Below are 22,128 nucleotides of genomic sequence, written 5' to 3' on the forward strand. Positions count from 1 at the left end.
CCTTCACAGTTCCGGCGGTGCGCGATGCTCCACGCGAGGGGACCAGCTCAGCCCTTGGTGGCGCCGGCGGTCACACCGGCGGAGATCTGACGCTGGAAGATGAGGTAGACGACGATGATCGGCAGCACCGCAAGCAGCACGCCCGCGATGTAGGTGGGGACATTGTCAGGGTACTGACCGCGCAGCGCGCTCACGCCCACCATCACCGTGCGGTTCTGGGGCGACTGCATGATCAGCAGCGCGATGAGGATGTCGTTCCACACGAACAGGGCGTTGAGGATGCCCATCGAGATGAGTGCGGGCTTGCCCACCGGGATCATGATGCGCCACCACACCCCGAACAGACCGTTGCCGTCCACGCGCGCCGCCTCGGTCAGCTCCTTCGGGATCCCCGAGTAGTAGGAGGTCATGAAGAAGACGGTGAAGGGCAGGAACTGGGCGACATAGGCGACGATCAGTCCGGGGAAGGTGTTGATCAGTCCCATGTCGCTCAGCACCTTGATGGTGGGGACCATGATCACCTGGAACGGGATCATCATCATCGCGAGGATCACCAGGAAGGACAGGCGACTGCCTCGGAAGGTGAGGTGGCTGAGGGCAAAGCCGCACATCGAGGCCAGCACGAGCAGCAGCGCGACGGAGAACACCGTGACGATGATCGTGTTGAGGAAGTAGCGCCCCATGTCCGCGTTCACCCACGCGTCGATGTAGTTCTGAATGTTGAACGTCTGGGTGAAGCCCAGGCGGTCCAGCACGTAGTCCTTGCGCGTCTTCAACGAGATGTTCAGCCCGTAGAGCATCGGGTAGATGGTCGCGATGGCCAGCAGCATCATCGGCACGGCGATGATCCACCGCGCGGCGCGTTCCCTGCGCATCAGACCTCCTTGGTGGCGCGGCGGAGCACGCGGATCTGGATGAGACCGATCACCAGCACGATGAGCAGCAGGAACACCGATGCCGCCGAGGCCAGAGCCGGACGGGCTTCGCCGTTCAGCTTCCAGATCAGGAACTCCGGCAGATAGCTGGCGGCCCCGGGGCCGCCGGCCGTCATCGTGTAGAGCAGACCGAACAGACCGGTGAGCATGCCGATCGTGGTGGTGACGAACACGAACTGGATGGTCTGGCTGAGGCTCGGGATGATCACGTGCACGATCTGCTGACGGAGGTTCGCCCCATCGATCTTCGCGGCGTCCAGCAGTTCGGCATCGAGGGTCGCGAAGCCGGCGAGGAAGATCGTGAAAGCCATGCCGAACGTCGCCCAGATGTGCACCACGAGCACGGACGGCAGGGCGGTACCGGGGAGTCCGAGCCAGTCGACACCAGGAAGACCGACCGCGCCGATGGCTGCGTTCAGCGGTCCGTTGGCAGCCAGCAGGATGTTGAAGATGGCGCCGATGATGATCGGCGAGAGCACCACGGGCAGGAAGTACACGCTGCGGTAGAAGCGATGGCCCGGGATGCGCAGGAAGACGAAGGTGGCGAGGATCCCGGCCACGAACACCTGGATCGGCACGAACAGGAGAACCACCAGGACATTGCGCGCGGCCGCTTGGAATCGCTGGTCGCCGAGGAGCGTCAGGTAGTTGTCGAAGCCGATGAACTGCCCGTTGAGCTCCTTGTCTCCCGTGAACGAGTAGTTCACACCGAGCAGCAGCGGGTACAGGCGGAAGACCACGAGGATGAGGATGACCGGCAGCACCATGAGGTACGGCGCGATGCGCTCGCTCGTCCACGGCTTCTTGCGAAGCGGAAGGCCGGTGTCAACCCGGCCGCGGCCCGGAGCCCTGTTCTTGAGAACAACGCTCCGGGTCGAGGTGGTGTCGGTGGTCACCGCGATCAGCCCTCCGAGGCCGCCAGCTGCGCGGCGGCGTCGGCAACGGTGACCTCGCCGCCGAGCAGCTGCTGGCCCAGTCTGTGCAGCAGATCCAGCGTCTCGCCCTCGAGCGCGGTGTGCAGCAGCGGCTTGCTCCCGCCGAGCTCGGCCACGATGTCGTTGGCAGACGCGATGTCGGTGTCGAGCTTGATGGTGGTGTCCGAGGTGATCTGTCCGCCGGCCAGCGAGTACGCCGCCAGCGCGTCGTGGTCGACCGTGGCGCGGATCCAGTCGCTGCCGAGTTCCTTCTTGTCGGCCTTCAACACGGCGTAGCCGATGCCGCCTTCTGCGGGCAGCCCGAGGGTCGTACCGCTGTTCACCGTCACAGGCATCATGAAGCCGAGGTCAGCACCCAGGAACTCGTCGAACTGCTTCCAGTGCGCTGTTCCGCTCATCAGCCCGATGACCATGGCCGACTTCCCGGCCGAGAACAGGTCGAAGGAGTCGTTGAACATGGCGGTGGAGTTGGCGCCGTCGTTGTACCACCCGGCCTTCGACGAATCGGCCCACATCTGCAGCACCTGGGTGGCGTGCTCGCTGGTCCAGTCGCGCGTGCCGCTGATCCAGTCGTCATACTCGTCGGGTGTGAACACTCCGGAGCCGAACCCGGAGAGGAAGAACTCGATGCCGAGGCCCTCCTTGTTGCCCAGCGCGAAGCATGAGGCGTCGGTCTTGTCGACGATGGCGGTGCAGGCTGCGGTCAGTTCATCCCAGGTCTTCGGCGGGTTGTCTGCGTCCAGGCCGGCGCTGGTGAACAGCGCCTTGTTGTAGTAGATCGGGAACCCCTGCAGGAACATCGGCGCCGAATAGGTCTCACCGTCGGCCTCGAAGGCGGGCCAGCCGGCCAGCGTGTCCTGGAGGTCGGCGAGCTCGTCGGTGACGGGAACGAGCGAGGAGACCCGGCTCTTCAGCTGCGTCCCACCGTTGAACAGGGCGACATCTGGGCCGGTGCCCGCCTCCATCGCGCTGCCGAGCAGCGTGTAGTACTGGTCGAACGGCTGGTTGACGATCTCGACCTCGACGTCGGGGTGCGCCTTCGCGAAGGCGGCCTTGACGTCGGCGGTGTAGGCGGCCGCGGCCTCGTCCGCATCGCCCCAGTTCCAGACGACGAGCTTGTCTCCGGCGCCGCCGCCCGTCGCTGCGGTGGAGCCGGACGGCGAAGCGCCGCCGCAGCCCGTGAGCACGAGTGCGGCCGCGCCGACCAGGGCGGAGATGGCGATTGTTCGCTTCATTGCGATCCTCTCAACGGTGATGGGATGTGTTGCAGACCTGGTGCGGAGGCCTCGCCGATGAAACATACTACGTCTTACGACATATCTCAACAAACATCACATGACTGATGTCGAGACGCCCTCGATGCGGGGCGCGCCGAGGGAACCCCCGCCGGAGGGAAGCCGAGTCAGGCGTAACGCTCGGAGGGAAGCAGAGTCAGGCGTGGCGCTCAGAGGGAAGCCGAGTCAGGCGTGGCGCTCGGAGGGAAGCCGCCGCCGGGACCAGGAACCCAGGATGTGCTCGCTCATCGCGATTCGCGCTGCTTCAGGATCCCCGCCGGCGATAGCCTCGACGATGCGCTCATGCTCGGCGAGGGTGAGCTCAAACGCGCGAGCCGGGTCCACTCCGGTGAAACGATCACTGCCGACCGCGTGCCGGATGAGGACGCGTGCGATGTTCTCGGCGAGCACGTTGCCCGCGAGCTCCATCACGGAGATGTGGAACTGAACGTCAGCCTCACGAAATCCGGCGGAATCATCGACACGCTCGGCCATCCTTGCGAGACCGTCCGCGAGGCGTTGACGCGCCTCATCGTCCACCGCAGCCGCGGCAGCCGCCGCCATCGCCGCCTCGAGCGCGGCACGCACCACGCTGAGGTCATCCAGGACACCCAGCGTGGAGTCGTTGCCGATCATCGCCGAGAGCACCAGCGGGTCCAGCACGTTCCACGACGTGGTCGGGTTGACATTGGTCCCGCGCCCCTGCGCGACGGTCACCATCCCCTTCTCCTGCAGCCGCTTCATGGTCTCGCGAATGACCGTGCGACTGACGCCGAACTGCGCACTGATGACGCTCTCGGGCGGAAGGACGTCACCGGGAGCGAACTCTCCGGACACGATCGACTGCACCAGCTCCTTGAGCACCGTGACTCCGATCCGGTCGATCGGCGCGCGACCCCGCGCGGGCGCGGGAACAGCGACGGTGGCGGAGTCGTCGCGGTGCTCTGCGGGTGCTGTCATGCCAGCCACTCTATTGACCTCGGTCCGACGACGATCCTCGACACTCGCCAAAGAGCAGACATATGATGTATGGTGTTTCCGTTCCACGATCTCTCACACTCAAGGGCGACATGAAGATCACCGGCTATCGCACACTGCGCACCGTTCACGACTGGGGTCGCCCGGTCGGCGACGTCAACGGATTCATCGCATCCGGCGTGACCGATGTGCCCATCGTCATCCTGGAGACCGACGCGGGCGTGGAGGGCGTCGGCATGGGATCGCACGCCGATCTCGACCGCCTGTTCCCGGCACTCGAGGGGCAGGACCCTCGCGCCACGGCGACGCTCTACGACGCCATGCTGGCGCGTGTCTTCAAGTCCTCACACGGTGGCGCCACGTTCGGCGGCATCGGGGCGCTGGACACCGCACTGTGGGACATCAAGGCGAAGCTGGCCGGCGAGCCCCTGTGGCGCCTGCTCGGCGCCGCCGACCGCTTCGTGCCCGGGTACGCATCGGGGCTCGACGCCGCGTTGAGCGACGGTGACCTCGCCACCCTGTACGCCCGGTTCGCGGAGCGCGGATTCACAGCGGCCAAGCTGAAGGGCGGCCGCAACCTGACCGCGGACCTGCGGCGCTTCGACATCCTCTCGGACCTCTTCTCTGCCGCGGGCACCGCCCCCGCACTGATGCTCGACGCCAACGAGTCGTGGAACCTCAAGCAGGCGGTGCGCCACGTCAGAGCCCTCGAGGAGAGCATCGATCTGACCTGGGTGGAGGAGCCGCTGCGCCGATGGGACGCCACCGGGCATGCACGACTCAGTGCTGCCATCCGCGCCTCGGTGGCCACCGGTGAGAACCTCACCGGGCTGGAGCAGTATCGTCCGATCCTCGACGCCGGCGGTGCGGACATCGTCCAGGCCGGGGCCGTCTGGGGAATCACCCACTTCCTGCGCGTGGCCGTCACCGCACACGGCCGAGACCTGCCGGTGAGTCCGGTGGGACTGACCGCCAACCACGCGGTCACGGCCGCTGCCGCTGCCGTGCCGAATCACCTGTCCGCCGAGGTGCAGGACCTGGGCTCGCCGTTCGGTCTCACCCTGGACCAGGAGTTCCACGACGGCGGCGTCGTGCTGGGGGATCGCCCCGGCGTCGGCATCGAGGTCGACGAGGCGGCGATTCGTCACGCCCGCGCCGACGGCAACTGGCAGGAGCCCGCGGGACCGCACGTGCGGTCACCGCGCGCCGGGCTCCGTCTGGTCGACAACGGCTCCTGGGAGCAGTGATGCAGATCCGCCACGGCATCCATCGCATTGAGGCACCGCTGGGCGAGCGCTTCATCGCGATGTACCTGCTCACCGGTCCCGCTGGAGCGCTCTTGTTCGACACCGGCATCGCCGACTCCGTGCCGGGCACGCTCCTTCCCTACCTCGACCGGATCGGCTTCGATCCGGCGGGCATCCGCTGGGTCATCAGCTCGCACTGCGACTTCGACCACACCGGCGGCAACGCCGCACTGGCCGCCGTCGCGCCGCACGCGAAGTTCCTCGCGGGTCGTGCGGACGTGACGATGACCGAGGACGTGGAGGAGCTGATCACCGGCCGCTACGGCGAGTTCACCGACCGTGACGGCTTCAGCGATCCGCCCGAGACCACGGCGGAGGTGCGTGCCAGCACCGGGCTGGTACCCGTGGATCAGGCCCTGGACGGCGGCGAGGTCTTCGACCTCGGCGACCGCCGTATCGAGGTGATCGCCGCTCCGGGCCACTCACCCGGCCACCTCACGCTGTGGGACGAAGTCAATCGCACACTGCTCATCTCGGACGCCGTGCTCGGCGAGACCGTTCCGACGGCCGACGGACGCCCCGCGTTCCCGCCCACGTACCGCGACACCGTGGCCTACGTCGACACCATCGCCCGGCTCCGCGACCGTGACGCCGAGCTCCTTCTCACCGCGCACTACCCGGTGTACGAGGCAGCAGCAGTGAACGATTTCCTGACGGGGTCACTCGCCTACACCGAACGCGTCGATGCCGTGATCGAACGCCAGCTGAGTGATGCCGGCGAGCTCACCAGTCTGGAGCTCATCCATCGGTGCGCGAGCGACCTCGGCCCCTGGGCTGCCCCGGCGGCCGAGTATCTGATCTTCCCGATGACGGGAAATCTCGAACGACTCGTGGCCGCCGGCCGTGTCGTCGTGGGCGATCGGGACGGCTTGCGCACCTGGCGGTGGGTGCGATGAGCCGGGTGAAGCTGGGCGCAAGGTGGGTCACGGCCGCACGGAGGTGGGTGCGATGAGCCGGGTGAAGCTGGGCACAGTGTGGATCTCCGCTGCACCGAGGTTGGTCCCGACTACACAGAGGTGGACGCGATGAGCCGGGTCAAGCTCGGCGCGATCGGCGCTGGGTGGTGGGCCACAAGCAATCACTTCCCGCTGTTCGCGGCGCGTGATGATGTCGAGCTCGTCGGCGTCTGCGGACGCGGACCAGGGCTTGATGCCGTGCAGGACACGTTCGGGTTCGGCTTCGCGACCGAGGACGCCGATGAGCTCCTGGACGCAGACCTCGACGCCGTCGTGATCTCCACACCGCACGACCTGCATCACCCGCTTGCCGCGCAGGCGCTCGATCGCGGACTGCACGTGCTGTGCGAGAAGCCGATGACCCTCCGGGCCGCAGAGGCCTGGGATCTGGCGTCTCGTGTCGAGGATGCCGGCACGGTGTTCCTGGTGCCGTACGGCTGGAACTACAAGCCGTTCACCGTCGCCGCCAAGCGACTGCTCGACAGCGGCGCGATCGGTGAGATCCAGTTCGCCATGTGTCATATGGCCTCCCCCACGCGCGGGCTGTTCGGCACGGACCCCACCCATATGCTCGAGCGCTGGAAGTCCGACACCGCGCCGGACCCGAGCACGTGGTCCAGCCCCCAGCACGGCGGCGGCTACGCGCACGGACAGGTGACCCATTCCTCCGCCCTGTTGTTCTGGCTCGCGGGGCTTCGAGCCGCGTCCGTTTCCGGCCGGGTCAGCGCCGCCGGCTCCGCTGTCGACCTGTTCGATGCGGGAGTCATCCGCTTCACCAACGGCGCCCTCGGCTCGCTCTCCGGAGCGGCCACACTCGCCGACGGCGACAAGTACCAGGTCGACATCCGCCTCTTCGGAACCGAGGGCGTGCTGATGATCGACGTGGAACGCGAGCGCGTGGAACTCAGCCGATACGACGGCCGCCGCGAATCGGTGAGCATTGCGCCGGGCGAGGGTGAATACGAGTGCCTCGTCCCGCCGCATCGCTTCATCGACCTGATCACGGGTCGCAGCACCGAGAACAACTCCGATGTGACGGTGGCCGCGCGCTCGGTGGAGCTGATCGACGCGCTGCTGCGCTCCTCAGCGGCAGGCGGCGTGGATACGCGCATCGCGGCAGCGGAAGGCATCACCACGACGGAAAGCGTCACCGCGACAGAAAGCAGAGCATCATGACCGCGCCGGACCCCCTTCCGCCCCGCACCGCATCGCGCGGCGTGCTCGACGGCTATCGGGTGATCGACTGCTCTATCGCGATGGCCGGACCCTTCGCCGCACAGCGTCTCGGTGACCTGGGCGCCGATGTAGTCAAGGTGGAGCCCACCGCCGGCGAGTGGCAGCGCTTCGCCGCGGCCGGCGGCGCCCGCGGCAACGCCATCAACGTGTCGTTCCTCTCCCTCAACCGCAACAAGCGCTCCCTCGCCGTCAACCTCAAGACCGATGCCGGTCGTGAGGTCGTACGGGAGCTCATCGCGGGCGCCGATGTCTTCCTGCAGAACTATCGCCCGGGTGTCGCCGCCCGGTTGGGTCTGGACTACGAGAGCCTGGCCGCGATCAATCCGTCGCTGGTCTACGTGTCGATGTCGGGCTACGGCGAAGACGGTCCCTATCAGGACCGCCCCGGCCAGGACCTCCTGCTGCAAGCGATGAGCGGTGCCATGCTGTCCGCCGGTCGTGAGGGTGAGCCGCCGTCGCCGGCCGGTCAGTATCTCGCCGACGCGGTCACCGCCTCCACGGCGTTCGAGGCGGTGCTCGCCGCGCTCCTGCACCGCGAGCGCACCGGCGAAGGACAGCTGGTGACGGTGAACATGCTCGATGCGCTGACGACCCTGCAGATGCAGGAGCTCAGCGTCTACACCGTAGGCGGTATCCCCCAGCAGCGGGGCACGGAGCCCAACGCGCACGTGTACATCCGCGCACCCTACGGCGTGTTCGCCACCTCCGACGGCTACCTCGCGCTCGGGTTCGCTGACCTGCAGAAGCTGGGCGAGATCTTCGGCGAGGCCTCCTTCGCCGACATGGACCCCGAGGTGCACGGGTGGACGCATCGCGATGAGCTGTACGCCACGGTCGCACGCCACCTGCGGACGCGAGACACACAGCACTGGCTGGACACTCTGCTCCCCGCCGGGATGTGGGTGGGGCCGGTGTACGGCTACGAGGACCTGGTCGCCGACCCGCAGATCATCCACAACGGCACCTTCGTGGAGTACGACCACCCCACCGAGGGTCGGGTGAAGACGCCCGGATTCCCCTATCGCTTCGCGAAGACCCCGGCGCGTATCGATCGTGGCGCTCCCCTCATCGGTGAGCACTCCTCCGAGATCCTGGCCGAGCTGGGCATCGAGGCGGACCGGATCCGTGAGCTGCTCGATGCCGGCGTCATCGCCGAGACGAGCGCACCGTGACGGACTTCGTCGGTCTCACGTGGGATCACCCCCGCGGACGCCACGCGCTGGAGGCCGCGGCCGGAGACCTGGGCGACGGCGACACCCTGCGCTGGGAGGTGCAGTCGCTGGAGGGCTTCGAATCGGCACCGATCGCCGAGCTGGCCCGCGACTACGACCTTCTCGTGCTGGATCATCCGCACCTCGGCGATGCGCTCTCCGCCGGGAGCCTGCGCCGGCTGGACGAGCTGTTTCCCGACGAGCTGCGGCGGCGCTGGGAAGCGGACGCCGTGGGGCCGAGCATCGACTCCTACCGGTGGGGCGGGGGACTGTGGGCGCTGCCGCTGGACGCGGCGACCCAGGTCTCAGCGCGGCGCACGGCGCTGGTGCCCACCGCGCCGGCGACCTGGGAGGAGGCTCTCGATCTGGCCGATCGCGGTCTGGTCGCCACCTCGCTCGCCGGACCGCACGCCTTCCTCTCCTTCTGCTCGATCGCCGTGTCTGTGCGTACCGAGGCCGCACCCGCCGACGCGCTGTTCGACCGCCAGACCAGTGAGCGCGCTCTGGAGCTTCTCACCCGCCTGTCCGCTCACGCTCCGGCCGGCACCGACCGGCTGAACCCGATCGGCCTGCTCGATCGGATGCGCGATCACGGCGACATCGGCTTCATCCCGCTGATCTACGGGTACGTCACCTACAGCTCACCGGAGGTCTCATTCGGTCCCCCGCCCACCCATGACGGACGGATCGGCTCGACGATCGGCGGCACCGGGATCGCGGTCACATACCGCACCGCGCCGACACCCGCGCTGCTTCGCCATCTCGCCGGACTGCTCGAACCCGAGACCCAGCGCGGGTTCATCCCCCGCCATGACGGTCAGCCCAGCATGCGCGCGGCGTGGACCGATGCCGGCGTGGACGACGCCGCACACGGCTTCTATTCCGCGACCCTGTCGACCATCGAATCCTCCTGGGTGCGGCCACGCGTGCCCGGGTACATCCCCTTCCAGAGCCACGCCTCCGCGGTCGTGCGCTCCGTCGTTCGCGGCGACCGCACGCCGGGCGACGCGCTCGACGAGATCGAGGAGCGCTTCGCCGCCCTCCCCACCACAGAGGAGATTCCTGCATGAGTGACCTCATCCACGTCGAGACCGCCGGTCACGTTGCCACGATTCGGCTGAACCGACCCGAGAAGCTCAACGCCGTCACTCAGGGCATGAGTGACGAGCTGGAGGCGATCGTGCGTCATCTCAACGCCGATCCGACGGTGCGGTGCGTGGTCTACACCGGAACCGGGCGCGCCTTCAGCGCGGGCAGCGACATCGCCACCCTCGACCGCTACGCCACCGCGTGGGAGTTCCGCAATCGGCGCGACTACTGCGATGCGCTGCGCGAGCTTCGCAAGCCGGTGATCGCGGCCGTCAACGGCTTCGCCTTCGGTGGCGGTCTGGAGGCGGCTCTCACCTGCGACATCCGCATCGCCGCAGAGACGGCGAGCTTCGCCGCCCCGGAGATCAAGCTCGGGTGGGTCGGCGGCGGCGGGATGTCGGTCCTGCTGGCCGAGTCCATCGGCGCGAGCAACGCCTCGCTGATGCTGCTGACCGGCGACCCGATCGATGCTCAGCGCGCGCTGGCCTGGGGACTGGTCAGCGAGCTGGTCCCCGCGGAAGAACTGCTGCCGCGGGCGCAGGAACTCGCCGCCCGCATCGCCGAGCGTCCTCCCATCGCCGCGGAGTCGGCGAAGGCCAACCTGCATGCGGCGTGGAACCTGCCGCGTGAGCAGGCCATCGCCTACGAGCGCGAGATGCAGGCCATCGCCTTTGCCACCGCCGACGCGGCCGAGGGGCGCGCGGCCTTCGCCGAGAAGCGTCCGGCCGTCTTCCACGGTCGGTGAACGCGATGAAACCCGCGAACGCGAACCTCGTCAACCTGTACCGCTGGAGAGCGTGATGATGAACGACCAGATTCTTCCCGAAGACGCCGACAACGCGCTGCTCATCGGCCGCGCGCAACTCCCCGAGGGGCCGGCCGTGATCGTCGTGCGCGGGGAGTCGGTGCATGACATCACCGCATCCTTTCCCACCGTGCGCGACCTCACCGAGTCTGAGGATCCCGTCGCCGCCGTCCGCGCTGCCACGGGATCGGTCATCGACACCATCGCGGAGATCTGGGCGAACACGGCGCCCGACACCCGCGATCCGCGACGTCCGTGGCTGCTCTCCCCGATCGACCTGCACGTCGTGAAGGCATCCGGGGTCACGTTCCCCGTCTCGATGCTGGAGCGCATCATCGAGGAGCGGGCACGGGGCGAGGCGGATGCCGCCGACACCATCCGTGACGTGATCACCGACGCGCTCGACGGCGATCTGCAGGGACTCGTTCCCGGCTCCGCCGAGGCGGCGCGACTGAAAGACGCCCTGATCGAGGCGGGGCTGTGGAGCCAGTACCTCGAGGTGGGCATCGGTCCCGACGCCGAGATCTTCTCCAAGGCGCCGGTTCTGGCCACTGTCGGCGGCGGATCGGACGTGGGGGTCTTGGCGGAATCGCGCTGGAACAACCCGGAGCCCGAGATCGTTCTCGTCGTCTCCTCCGCCGGTGTGATCGTGGGCGCCACGCTCGGCAACGACGTGAACCTGCGCGACATCGAGGGGCGTTCGGCCCTGCTGCTCGGCCGGGCGAAGGACAACAACGCCTCCGCGTCGGTCGGGCCCTTCATCCGCCTGTTCGACGACGGCTTCGATCTGGACCACGTGCGAGCCGAGTCCGTGTCGCTGTCCATCCACGGCGAGGACGGCTACGTGCTGGACGCGGTCTCGCACATGTCCCGCATCAGCCGCGACCCCGCCGATCTCGTCCGACAGGCAGCAGGAGCACACCATTCCTACCCGGACGGATTCGTGCTTTATCTGGGCACGATGTTCGCCCCCACCGACGATCGCGGAGAGGCCGGTCGCGGATTCACCCACCACCTCGGAGACGTCGTGCGTATCGCCTCGCCACGACTGGGCGCGCTCATCAACCGCGTGCAGCACAGCGAGAGCCTGCCACCGTGGAGTTTCGGCATCGGCGCGCTGATGGCGAACCTGGCTTCCCGCGGGCTTCTCGCCGAGAGCGGGCTTCTCGCCGATGAGCGTCTGGGAAAGGCAACCGCATGACCGCGTCGATGTTCACCACAGATCCACACACGGGCGATCGGCGTGACACCGGAATCATCCCCACCGATGCAGCGGGAGTGATCGCTGCGACCACCACCGCCGCCGCAGCGTTCGCGGTGACGCGCGCGTCGTCACGAACCTGGCGCGCCGGGCTGCTTCGCGCACTCGCCGACGGCCTGGAGCGCCATCGGGCCGCTCTCATCGAAGCCGCAGTCGCCGAAACCGGACTCACGGCAGCACGGCTGGACGGCGAGGTGTCACGCAGCGCGTTCCAGTTCCGCCTCTTCGCGGATGCGGTCCAGGAGGGCGGCTACATCGAGGCGATCATCGACCACGCCGGTACCACGGAGCTGGGTCCGGCCCCGGATGTGCGTCGCATGCTGGTGCCGATCGGCCCGGTGGCGGTCTTCGGTGCCAGCAACTTCCCCTTCGCCTTCTCCGTGGTCGGTGGCGACACCGCTTCTGCGCTGGCCGGCGGCAACCCCGTCGTGGTGAAGGCGCACAGCTCGCACCTCGTCACGTCGCAGCGATCGTTCGTCGCGCTCGCCGAAGCGGCCGAGCGGTATGGCGCGCCCACGGGACTCATCGGGATCGTGTACGGCCAGCAGGCGGGAGCGCTTCTCGTGGCCGACCCGCGGATCACAGCGGTCGGCTTCACCGGGTCGCTGGCCACCGGTCAGATCCTGCAGGAGATCATCGCGGCACGTGAGGCGCCGATCCCCTTCTTCGGTGAGCTGTCCAGCGTCAATCCGCTCGTCATAACGACGGGCGCCCTCCGCGAGCGCACCGCGACGATCGCGGCGGGGCTGTTCGCCTCGGTGACCGGATCCGCCGGGCAGCTGTGCACGAAGCCGGGCATCGCGCTGGTGCCTGCGGGAGCGGCCGGCGACGTGCTCGTGGCCGCGGTGGTGGCGCTCGCCGAGGCCTCAACGCCGCAGACGCTGCTCAATGAACGCATCCACGAGGCTTTCGGCGACATCCGCTCCCGACTGGTGCACGACGGCCGGGCGCGCCCGCTCATCGCCTCCCGGTCGGGAGAGAACGGCTTCTCCCGCTCGGCCGAGGTGCTCGAGATCGATGCGGCCGCGTTCTCCTCGGCGGCCGCCGAGGAGGCGTTCGGACCGCTCGTGCTGATCGTCCGGTACGAGTCGGTGTCGGATGTGCGCGCCGTGCTCACGGCGATCCCGCACTCCCTGACGGCCACGATCCACTCCGCGCCCGCCGAGGACGTGCAGCGCCGAGACCTCACCGACGCTGCACGCGACGTCGCCGGTCGCATCGTCTACGACGGGTTCCCCACCGGTGTCCGGGTGTCGTGGGCCATGCACCATGGCGGCCCGTGGCCCGCGACGAACACCCAGCACACATCGGTGGGCGTCACCGCGATCCGTCGTTTCCTGCGCCCACTCGCCTGGCAGGACGCGCCCACAGACGTCCTCCCCGAGGAGCTGCGCGACGGCCCCGCCGCCCTCCCGCGCCGCGTCGACGGCATGCTGGTGCTGCCTCCAGGATCGTGAGCGGGCGCATTCCTGAGCGAGCGCATTCCTGAGCGAGCGCAACAGACGACGGGCCCGGAATTCACCGGGCCCGTTGTCTCTATCGAACGGTCACGCGTTCGCTGCAGCGATCAGCTGGTGCATCGCCTCGGGGGTCATCGGTGAGCCGGGGAACGCCACCATCCGAGCGAGGGGAAGCGACTGCATCATCGCGAGCATGCCCTCATCGAGCTCCGTCGGCGCATCAGAGCCGGCACCGAGAAAACCGGAGATGGCCTGCTGCACCATCGGCCCCACCACCGGGTGGGCCAGCACCTCACCGAGTGACGAATCCGGCGTGATCGGGATGGTCACCTCGTCGGCGGCGACGGTCACCGTCGCGGACCCGCGGAGGTCCCGGCTGGACTCGCCCACCGACACCGTGTACTCGCCACCCTCCACGACCCACCGGTCCACGCGCACGTCCCAGTACGCCAGGTCGGCACGCGGCACTCGCAGCTCGACGGTCGTCGTGGCGCCGGCCGCGATCGCCACCGATTGGAAGGCCTTCAGCTCACGCGGTGCCCGCTGCACCACGGAAGCGCCGATCGAGGCGTAGGCCTGCACTACCGTCCGTCCGTCGCGACCGCTGGTGTTGGTGACGTCGACGTGGATCGTGAGACCGTCGTCATCAGCGACGACCGATACGTCGCCATAGGCGAACGAGCTGTACGACAGACCGTGCCCGAACGGGTAGGCCACCTCCAGCTGCCGCGCGTCGTACCAGCGGTAGCCCACCAGGATGCCCTCGCCGTAGCGGACGTGCCCGAACTCGCCGGGGAAGTTCCCGAACGACGGGTTGTCCTCCAGCTTCAGCGGGATCGTCTCGGTGAGGCGACCGGAGGGGTTCACGGCGCCGAACAGCACCTGGGCCGCGGCGTGACCGCCACCCTGTCCGCCCAGCCAGGCTTCCACGATCGCGGGAACCTCGTCGCGGAAGGGCAGCGCCACGACGCCGCCGTTGGAGAGCACGACGACGACGTTGGGGTTCACGCCGCGCACGTCCGCCAGGAGTGCCAGCTGGTCCGCGGGCAGGTCGATGTCGGTGCGATCGTAGCCCTCCGATTCCGCAGCCGCGGGCAGACCGAGGAAGGCGACGACCACATCGGCATCTGCGGCGACGGCCACGGCCTCGGCACGCAGCGCTGCCGCATCGCCGGAGTCGTCCAGGGAGAACCCGGCGGCATAGGTCGCCTGCGGAGCGATCGCGCGGATCTCCTCCAGCGCGCGATCCAGTCGCGTCGGCTTGATGAGTGAGGAACCCGCTCCCTGATAGCGCGGCTGATCGGCGAAGGCGCCGACCACGGCGATGTGCTGCTTCGGGTTCAGCGGCAGAATGTCGTCCTCGTTGCGCAGCAGCACGATCGAGCGCGCTGCTGCCTCGCGGGCGAGGGCATGGTGCGCGTCGACGTCCAGCGCACCCTCGGGCTTCACCACGGTCTGGGATCGGCGGATGAGCTCCAGCATGCGCTCGGCAGCGAGGTCCAGCATGGACTCGTCGATGCGTCCCGACTCGATCGCCTCCACGATCTGCGCGTCGGTGCGTCCGCCGGCAGCCGGCATCTCCAGGTCAAGGCCGGCCACCAGCGCCGCGACACGATCATTGACAGCACCCCAGTCGGAGACGACCAGACCCGTGAAGCCCCATTCGTCGCGCAGCACGCTGGTCAGCAGCCACGGATCCTCCGAGGCGTAGACGCCGTTGATGCGGTTGTACGAGCACATCACCGTCCACGGCTGCGCCTCGGTGACCACGCGCTGGAAGCCCCGGAGGTAGATCTCGCGCAGCGGCCGGGCATCGATGTCGCTCGACGCTCGCATCCGGTCGGTCTCCTGGTTGTTGGCGGCGAAGTGCTTGAGCGATGACCCGACGCCCTGCGACTGGATGCCGCGCACCAGGGCGGTGCCCATCACGCCGCCGATCAGCGGGTCTTCGGAGAAGTACTCGAAGTTGCGACCGCACAACGGCGATCGCTTGATGTTCACGCCGGGACCGAGGATCACGGCGACATCCTCGATGGCCGATTCCACGCCCAGCGCCACACCGACCCGCTCCGCCAGCTCCGGATCCCAGGACGAGCCGAGTCCCACGGCGGGCGGGAAGCACGTGGCCGGCACGCTGTCGCCGAGACCGAGGTGGTCCCCGCCGATGTTCTGCTTGCGCAGGCCGTGCGGGCCATCGGTGAGCATGAGAGCCGGGACGCCGGCGCGCTCCACCGCCTTCGTGGTCCAGAAGTCGGCACCGCTGGTCAGCGAGGCCTTCTCGACGGTGGTGAGGTCTGCGACCTCGGGAAGCTGTCCGGAATCGGTCATGGTGATCCTCTCGTCGATGAGCGTGCGGGCCGTGCCGAAAACTTTACGTTATTAGGTTTGTGATGGCAATGGCTCCCACACCTGGCAGACTCGGCACATGGCGAAACGGGGTTCGTACGCGAAAGGCATCGCGAAACGCGAGGAGATCCTGGAACGCGCACTCGAGGTGATCGCGCGCTCCGGCATGCGCGGTGCGTCGGTCAAGGAGATCGCGGACGCCGTCGGCCTGACCGCTCCCGGCCTGCTGCACTACTTCGAGAGCAAGGAAGAGCTGTTCACCGCGATCCTGCGCAAGCGCGACGAGGTGGACGGGCTCACTTTCACTCTCCCCGACCTCGACACCGCCGATGCCGCGGCCGTCTGGGAGCAGGCTACGCGGGCCTACATCGCCGTCATCCGCCATAACGCGTCGGTGCCGGGGCTCGTCGAGCTGTTCTCCCGACTCGCTGTGGATGCCGCGGATGCCGCGCATCCGGCACACGACTATTTCCTGGAGCGCAGTGAACAGCTCCACGAGCGATTCACGCGGATCGCCGCGTCCGCGCAGCGCGCCGGCATCATCACCGACGCGATCCCGGCCGAGTCCTTCGCCCGCATCCTCCACGCCGCCTCCGACGGGCTCCAGCTGCAGTGGCTCACCGACCCCACCATCGACATGGCGGGGGCCATCGCGGATGTGTTCGCGGCATTCGCGCCCGCGCGGCCGTGAGAATCAGCGGGGACGCGCTTTCGCCGGACTGTCACATCCGCGTCGGCCCGGTCAGCTGAGCTGCCCTTCAGCGCTCTGGATGATCTGTCGCATCAGCTCGACCGAGATCTCCTCGACCTGGGAATCGGTCCATTCGTGCACGGTGTAACGAACCCCGAGCTCGTCAAGCAGTGCCGCGGTGCGCTCCAGTCGCGGAATCACCTGGATGTGATCGTTGCCGAACAGCGGCGCGGAATAGACCGGCGTACCAGCCAGGATCGCATCGCGCAGTTCGACGCTCGACCGCCCGGTGATGCGATACAGCTGCTTCAGCGTGTCGGGCGTGACTCCGGACGGATCGACGATGGTGAGCGACAGGGCGTTCTCATGAGCCGGCATGGCCCTATCCCATCACGGGCGCCCGGGCGTTGTCCCGGCAGGTGCCGTGGGACAGCCATTCGTCACCACTGCGAGATCCATTTCCGCAGCGTGGCGGCTTCGAGCGCGAGCAGGTCGGGATCATCGTGCGGCACGAACTCCAGCAGGGCGTCGCGCGGTTCAGCCGCCGTGCGGAACAGCGGGCTCCACAGGCTCTCGCGTTGCGCCAATCGCAGGCGCTGCGTGGTCGGCCACCAGGAGAAGACATGCACGGCGGCGACCGCGTCGCGCAGCAGATCGTATTCGTGCAGCGCCACCTCATCGGGCGCTCCGACGGTCGGCTGCCAGTAGGTGCGCAGCCCGGGTACGTCGTCGAGGAGCCGGCGAACCGCGTCCGGAGTGTCTGCGATGGTGCCCGAGTGATACTCCAGCGCGAGCGTGATGCCGAGATCGCGGGCCGATGCGGAGGCCTCGGCGATCGCGTCGGTGATGGCGTGACGTTCGACTTCGGTCGCTTCGGCCGAGCCGATCCGGCCGGCCCAGATCCGCACGCGGTCCGCGCCCAGCGCCGCGGCCGAGTCCAGCACCGGCGTGATGTCCTCGTCCGCGCGCCAGTACGACCCGTAGGACGCGACAGTCAGGCCCGCATCCGCTGTTCGGCGGGCGGCGTCTTCCGCGCGGGCGGTGTCCCCCGTGGGAACGTGGATGTCGCCGCCCCATTCGATGCACTCCAGTCCAGCGCCGACGGCTGCCGCGATGACCTCATCCGCCGTGAGCTGGCGGAAGGTGACGGAGCAGAGTCCGATCCGGCGGCGGAGGATTGCCTGATCCACCTGGTGCACGACATCAGCTTCCCGCTCGCTGTTGGGTCGCTGGTTGCCGCTGGGCTGCGGCCCGCCGCTGGGCTGCTGGTTGCTGCTGGGCTGCGGGCCATGGGCCGCGTGATCCACGGCATCGTTCCCGCGCCGTTCATCCCTCTGCCGCCCGTGATCGGTGTGCCGCATCGCCTCTCCCGCTTCCCTGGCCATCCTGCCAGCCAAGCCGACCCGCACCCGCCCTGCAACCGGCCGACACCTCCGACACACGGCCCACCCCGACGTCGCGAACGCAGGAACATGCGCCCAACGCATGAGGAATATCGGGATCCCGTCATGGATTCGGCGCATGTTCCTGTGTTCGCAGCACCACGCCGCGCCACACTCCCCCGCAGGCACCAATGACAGTGCGAGTGCCAATGACAGTGCAAGCCCGCGCTCTGCGAGACAATCGATGAGTGCCTTCCCCTGACTCTCTCCGCGGCTCACTCACCTCGGAGGATGTGCGTCGCCACAATCTCGGGCTGGTCGCGCTCGCTCTGACATCCGGCCCCCTCTCGCGGAGCGAACTCGCGCTGGAGACCGGACTCACGCGCGGGGCGATCACGTCCCTGTCGGCGGAACTCATCGAGCACGAGATCATCCGCGAATCCGACCGCATCGCCCCCGAAGGTCGAGGTCGACCGAAGACGCTGTTGGAGCTGTCCGCCACCGATGTGGCGCTCATCATCGCCACCCTCGACGCGGATCGGGTGGAGGCGGTGGTCTCCACCCTCGACGGACAGCGCCTCGCCCGGTTCTCCGAGCGGCACGGACGCCCGATCGGCGATCCGGGTCCCGTCATCGACGCGCTCGCCCAGGTGATTTCGGAAGCTCTCAGCCACGCCGCGACCATCGGCCGTCCGCTGGCAGATCTGTCGGTCGTGGTGTGGGCTCCCGTCGGCGGCGCGCCGGCGGTGGTGCTCGCAGACACGGATCTCGGCTGGGAGCGCGTCGACGTCATCGGCCTGCTGCAGGAACGACTCCCCCGACTCAGCGCGGCACAGATCCCCCTCATCGCCGACACATCAGTCGCGGCCCTGGAGGAGCACGTCGATGCGGGTGCTCCGGATCATCTCGTCTACCTCAAGAGCGACTCGGGGATCGGGGGCGCGGTGTTCGCGGACGGCCGCGCGCTGACCGGTGCTGCGGGATGGGCGGGCATGCTCGGCCATCTGCCGGTGATTCCGGACGGCGCGCTCTGCGAGTGCGGGCAGCACGGATGTCTGGTCACGGTGGCCGGCCCGGACGCCCTTCTCTCCGCCACCGGCCTCGCCGAGTCGGCGCGGGACGAGGGACTCGACGCAGCGCTGGATCGCTTCGTGGCGGGCGTGCGTGAGGGCTCACCCCAGCACGTCAGCGCATGGACGCAGGCACTGCCACACATCGCGCGAACCCTCCAGATCGCCCTCCTCACGGTGGGCGCGGATCGCGTGGTGCTGGGCGGATACCTGGCGTCCTTCGTCGACGACATCGGCGCCGAACTCACCCGGATCGCGGTGACGGCCGGCGGGGCCGTCCCCCCACACGTCAGCGCAAGCCGACTCGGCCCCGACGCCGCGCTCCTCGGCGCGGAACGCGCGGCGCGACTGCGGATGATCGACACGCTCCTCGCCTGACTCCACCGGGGTTGAGCCTGGTCCGTCTGAGTGCCGCCACGTTCTCGATCCACCCGAGCAGAACCCTAAAACCGAATGTCGATTGCTTTTCGGCGCGTCATCGCCTAACTTATTTCACGGAGTGAACTTAACCGCCGATCGCTACGCTGATGAGCATCGGTGCCCTCGATCCGGAGATGACATGACCGAATCCCCCGTTGACGTCGAAGTCCAGACCGCCGCGGGTCGCGTGCGCGGCGCGTGGCGCGACCTCGCCGGATCGCCGGTACGCAGCGCGGCGTTCCTCGGCATCCCGTTCGCTCAGGCCCCGATCGGAGACTTGCGATTCGCCGCGCCCCAACCCGTCCTGCCGTGGCCGGGCGTGCGCGATGCGCTGGAGCAGGGTGCCACCGCGCAGCGCGGCGATCCCGGTGTCACGCTGATCCCGGAGCCGTCGGTGCCCGGTGAGAGCACCCTCAACGCCAACGTCTTCACCCCGGCACCGGGCGACACCACGGCGAAACTGCCCGTGTTGGTCTGGATCCACGGCGGCGGGTTCTTCGCGGGCTCGCCCGCCAGTGCGTGGTACGACGGCCGGGCCTTCAATCGTGACGGCGTCGTCACGGTCTCGATCGGCTACCGCCTCGGCTTCGATGGCTTCGGACACATCGAAGGCGCACCCTCCAATCGCGGGGTGCGCGACTGGTTGGCCGGCCTCGAATGGGTGCAGCAGAACATCGCGGCGTTCGGCGGCGATCCGTCGCGCGTGACCATCGCAGGCCAGTCCGCGGGAGGCGGTGCCGTACTGACGCTGCTCGGCATGCCCGCCGCGCAGCACCTCTTCCACGGCGTGTACGCGCTCTCCGGCGCTCTCGCCGACGTCTCGCCCGAGCGCGCCCGAGCCTTCAGCGCGAAGATGGCGCGCGAGCTGGGCGTTCCCGCAACGCGCGAAGGATTCGCCTCGGTTTCCGAAGACGCCGTGCTCACCGCCCAACGCAAGCTCAGCCAACTCGACCTCAGCTCGATGGGTGAGACGATCGGCGAGGGTCTGGGCCTCGGCCCCACGATCGACGACGACCTCATCGTTCGTCCCACGCCGCAGTCGTTGGCGCAGAGCGTCGGCGCCGACAAGCCACTGGTGCTGGGTGCCGCGGACGACGAGTTCTCGATGGCGGTTCAGGACCAGGCGAGCAAGCTGCGTTGGATCCCGCTCGCCCTGCTGCTGCGTCCGTTCAAGCTGACTTCCGCCGTTCGTCGCGGCTATCTCGCCGCCAACCGCGCCGTCGTCTCGCGCGGTCACGCCGCCGTGCTCGGTCGGCTGATCACCGACAAGATGTTTCGCACCGGCGTCGTGAAGACGGCCCGCGCGCGCGGCGATGCCCCCACGTGGGTGTATCGCGTCGCGTTCCGCTCGAGGAAGTTCGATGCCGCAGTGCACTGCATCGACGTGCCGTTCTTCTTCGACTGTCTCGACGGCCCCGCGGTCGACGCCCTGACGGGACCGAACCCGCCACAGGCCCTGGCCGACGCGATCCACGGCGCCGCCGTGACCTTCGTCAAGACCGGGAACCCGGGGTGGACCGCCTGGTCCACGACGCCGGAATCCGGCATCGTGTTCGGCGGCTCAGGCGCGACGGCGCAAGAGGAAGTCGGCGGGTTCGCCTCCGTCGAGCCGCTGCTGTAGGGATTGCTGTAGGGATCGAGCCGCTGCTGTACCGCGGGGATGAACCGTCAGCGCAAGGCGGGGATGACCTCGCTCGCGAACAGGTCCAGCCCGGAGCGGTCATAGGCGGCCTCCGGGAAGTAGTGGATCGCGTAGCCGAGGCCGTGCTCGGCTCGCTCTGTGAGCTTCGCCACGATCTGTGCCGGGGTGCCGAACGCGTCCGATGCGCGGTACTCCGCCTCGATACGCGCAGCGCGATCGTCCCCTACGTGCGGTCGCAGTCGCTCGATCACCCGCGACAGACGTTCGCCGGCCTCGGCCTCGGTGGCCGCGATGATCGTGTTGAAGTTGGACGATCGGGTGATCTCGGCGTCGTCACGGCCCAGCGCACGACAGTGCTCGGTGAGCACCGCGTTCTTGTGATCGAACTCTTCGAGCGTGCCCGTGAAGTTGGTATACGACGCCACCTGCGCCGCGAGCTTGAGCGTGACCTTCTCCCCGCCGCCGGCGATCCACAGCGGGATCCCGCCGTCTTGCAGCGGTTGCGGCTGAACGATGGCGCCATCCACCTGGTAGTAGCGGCCGTCCAGGGTGGCGGTGCCCGTGCGCCAGGCCCGGCTCATGATGTCGACGCCCTCGCGCAGCATGCGGAGGCGATCGGGGATGTCGGGAAAGCCGTATCCGTACGCCCGCCACTCGTGCTCGTACCAGCCGCCCCCGATCCCCATCTCCGCGCGCCCGCCCGACACGATATCGACGGTCGCGGCGACCTTCGCCAGGTAGGCCGGGTTGCGGTACCCCATGCAGGTGCACATCTGGCCGAGTCGGATGCGCGTGGTCGACGCCGCGAACGCCGCCATCAGCGTCCACGCCTCGTGGGTCGCTTCGCTGCTCGGCACCGGGGTGGTGTGGAAGTGGTCGTACACCCACAACGACTCCCATGGCCCGGTGTCGAGGTGGGCGGCGATGCCGTGCATCGTCGCCCACTGCTCGGCGGGGTCGATGCCCACCAGATCGAATCGCCAGCCCTGCGGAATGAACGCGCCGAATCTCATGCCGCCAGCCTAGATCCGTCTCCCCCAGGACCGCGAGACTTCCGTCTGTGGGTGACAATCGCGGCGTTGCACGGATTCTCGCCCACAGACGGAAGTCTCACGGGTCGTGAGGCGCGC

Annotated in this window: 19 protein-coding genes; 11 read left to right on the top strand and 8 right to left on the bottom strand. The window is 68.4% G+C overall.

Going from position 1 to position 22,128, the window contains the following annotated elements:
* Nucleotides 1–47: 47 nt before the first annotated feature.
* From ACI3KU_RS07725 to ACI3KU_RS07740, 4 genes are all read right to left on the bottom strand, one after another.
* Entirely contained in the window at nucleotides 48–875 is an 828-nt protein-coding gene (locus tag ACI3KU_RS07725; protein ID WP_404921727.1) for a carbohydrate ABC transporter permease, read from the bottom strand.
* Nucleotides 875–1,831 (bottom strand): carbohydrate ABC transporter permease, encoded by a 957-nt coding sequence (locus tag ACI3KU_RS07730; RefSeq protein ID WP_404921728.1) that lies wholly within the window; start codon nucleotides 1,829–1,831, stop codon nucleotides 875–877. Before ACI3KU_RS07730 ends, ACI3KU_RS07725 begins: the two co-directional genes overlap by 1 nt.
* Before the next feature lie 5 nt (nucleotides 1,832–1,836).
* Nucleotides 1,837–3,105: an ABC transporter substrate-binding protein gene (locus ACI3KU_RS07735; RefSeq protein ID WP_404921729.1), complete on the bottom strand. Its 1,269-nt coding sequence runs from the start codon at nucleotides 3,103–3,105 to the stop codon at nucleotides 1,837–1,839.
* 225 nt (nucleotides 3,106–3,330) lie between these two features.
* Complete coding sequence (locus ACI3KU_RS07740; protein ID WP_404921730.1) at nucleotides 3,331–4,104, bottom strand: FadR/GntR family transcriptional regulator; 774 nt, start codon at nucleotides 4,102–4,104, stop codon at nucleotides 3,331–3,333.
* Nucleotides 4,105–4,214: 110 nt separating this feature from the next.
* Here ACI3KU_RS07740 and ACI3KU_RS07745 point away from each other — a divergent pair, with 110 nt between their 5' ends.
* The 8 genes from ACI3KU_RS07745 to ACI3KU_RS07780 all read left to right on the top strand — a co-directional run bounded on the left by ACI3KU_RS07745 (nucleotide 4,215) and on the right by ACI3KU_RS07780 (nucleotide 13,444).
* Complete coding sequence (locus tag ACI3KU_RS07745; protein WP_404921731.1) at nucleotides 4,215–5,369, top strand: mandelate racemase/muconate lactonizing enzyme family protein; 1,155 nt, start codon at nucleotides 4,215–4,217, stop codon at nucleotides 5,367–5,369.
* Nucleotides 5,369–6,325 (top strand): MBL fold metallo-hydrolase, encoded by a 957-nt coding sequence (locus tag ACI3KU_RS07750; RefSeq protein WP_404921732.1) that lies wholly within the window; start codon nucleotides 5,369–5,371, stop codon nucleotides 6,323–6,325. Before ACI3KU_RS07745 ends, ACI3KU_RS07750 begins: the two co-directional genes overlap by 1 nt.
* 129 nt (nucleotides 6,326–6,454) lie before the next feature.
* Complete coding sequence (locus ACI3KU_RS07755) at nucleotides 6,455–7,561, top strand: Gfo/Idh/MocA family protein (RefSeq protein ID WP_404921733.1); 1,107 nt, start codon at nucleotides 6,455–6,457, stop codon at nucleotides 7,559–7,561.
* Nucleotides 7,558–8,793: a CaiB/BaiF CoA transferase family protein gene (locus ACI3KU_RS07760; RefSeq protein ID WP_404921734.1), complete on the top strand. Its 1,236-nt coding sequence runs from the start codon at nucleotides 7,558–7,560 to the stop codon at nucleotides 8,791–8,793. Before ACI3KU_RS07755 ends, ACI3KU_RS07760 begins: the two co-directional genes overlap by 4 nt.
* Nucleotides 8,790–9,902 (top strand): hypothetical protein, encoded by a 1,113-nt coding sequence (locus ACI3KU_RS07765; protein ID WP_404921735.1) that lies wholly within the window; start codon nucleotides 8,790–8,792, stop codon nucleotides 9,900–9,902. The genes ACI3KU_RS07760 and ACI3KU_RS07765 overlap by 4 nt, the downstream gene beginning before the upstream one ends.
* Nucleotides 9,899–10,666, top strand: a complete 768-nt coding sequence (locus ACI3KU_RS07770) for an enoyl-CoA hydratase/isomerase family protein (protein ID WP_404921736.1) — start codon at nucleotides 9,899–9,901, stop codon at nucleotides 10,664–10,666. The genes ACI3KU_RS07765 and ACI3KU_RS07770 overlap by 4 nt, the downstream gene beginning before the upstream one ends.
* 55 nt (nucleotides 10,667–10,721) lie before the next feature.
* Nucleotides 10,722–11,927, top strand: coding sequence for a fumarylacetoacetate hydrolase family protein (locus ACI3KU_RS07775; RefSeq protein ID WP_404921737.1), 1,206 nt, complete (start codon nucleotides 10,722–10,724; stop codon nucleotides 11,925–11,927).
* On the top strand, nucleotides 11,924–13,444 hold the full coding sequence (locus tag ACI3KU_RS07780; protein WP_404921738.1) for an aldehyde dehydrogenase family protein: 1,521 nt from the start codon (nucleotides 11,924–11,926) through the stop codon (nucleotides 13,442–13,444). Before ACI3KU_RS07775 ends, ACI3KU_RS07780 begins: the two co-directional genes overlap by 4 nt.
* A gap of 90 nt (nucleotides 13,445–13,534) precedes the next feature.
* Here ACI3KU_RS07780 and ACI3KU_RS07785 read toward each other — a convergent pair whose 3' ends face one another.
* Complete coding sequence (locus ACI3KU_RS07785; RefSeq protein WP_404921739.1) at nucleotides 13,535–15,775, bottom strand: glycoside hydrolase family 3 C-terminal domain-containing protein; 2,241 nt, start codon at nucleotides 15,773–15,775, stop codon at nucleotides 13,535–13,537.
* 97 nt (nucleotides 15,776–15,872) lie between these two features.
* Here ACI3KU_RS07785 and ACI3KU_RS07790 point away from each other — a divergent pair, with 97 nt between their 5' ends.
* The gene (locus ACI3KU_RS07790) at nucleotides 15,873–16,484 is read left to right on the top strand and encodes a TetR/AcrR family transcriptional regulator (RefSeq protein WP_404921740.1); all 612 of its coding nucleotides are present in this window, start codon (nucleotides 15,873–15,875) and stop codon (nucleotides 16,482–16,484) included.
* 51 nt (nucleotides 16,485–16,535) lie between these two features.
* On the opposite strand, the gene ACI3KU_RS07795 is transcribed toward ACI3KU_RS07790, so the two are convergent.
* Both ACI3KU_RS07795 and ACI3KU_RS07800 read right to left on the bottom strand, forming a co-directional pair.
* Nucleotides 16,536–16,862: a hypothetical protein gene (locus ACI3KU_RS07795; RefSeq protein ID WP_404921741.1), complete on the bottom strand. Its 327-nt coding sequence runs from the start codon at nucleotides 16,860–16,862 to the stop codon at nucleotides 16,536–16,538.
* A 62-nt stretch (nucleotides 16,863–16,924) separates the two neighbouring features.
* Nucleotides 16,925–17,869 carry a sugar phosphate isomerase/epimerase family protein gene (locus ACI3KU_RS07800; RefSeq protein ID WP_404921742.1) on the bottom strand — a complete coding sequence of 315 codons (945 nt, stop codon included), beginning with the start codon at nucleotides 17,867–17,869 and terminating at the stop codon, nucleotides 16,925–16,927.
* Between the two features lie 245 nt (nucleotides 17,870–18,114).
* On the opposite strand from ACI3KU_RS07800, the gene ACI3KU_RS07805 reads away from it, so the two are divergent.
* Both ACI3KU_RS07805 and ACI3KU_RS07810 read left to right on the top strand, forming a co-directional pair.
* The gene (locus tag ACI3KU_RS07805; protein ID WP_404921743.1) at nucleotides 18,115–19,314 is read left to right on the top strand and encodes an ROK family protein; all 1,200 of its coding nucleotides are present in this window, start codon (nucleotides 18,115–18,117) and stop codon (nucleotides 19,312–19,314) included.
* A 181-nt stretch (nucleotides 19,315–19,495) separates the two neighbouring features.
* The gene (locus tag ACI3KU_RS07810) at nucleotides 19,496–20,977 is read left to right on the top strand and encodes a carboxylesterase/lipase family protein (protein WP_404921744.1); all 1,482 of its coding nucleotides are present in this window, start codon (nucleotides 19,496–19,498) and stop codon (nucleotides 20,975–20,977) included.
* 47 nt (nucleotides 20,978–21,024) lie between these two features.
* Here ACI3KU_RS07810 and ACI3KU_RS07815 read toward each other — a convergent pair whose 3' ends face one another.
* The gene (locus ACI3KU_RS07815) at nucleotides 21,025–22,011 is read right to left on the bottom strand and encodes an LLM class F420-dependent oxidoreductase (protein ID WP_404921745.1); all 987 of its coding nucleotides are present in this window, start codon (nucleotides 22,009–22,011) and stop codon (nucleotides 21,025–21,027) included.
* Nucleotides 22,012–22,128: the final 117 nt, after the last annotated feature.

This window comes from Microbacterium sp. ZW T5_56 (genome assembly GCF_044987425.1).
GTDB lineage: Bacteria > Actinomycetota > Actinomycetes > Actinomycetales > Microbacteriaceae > Microbacterium.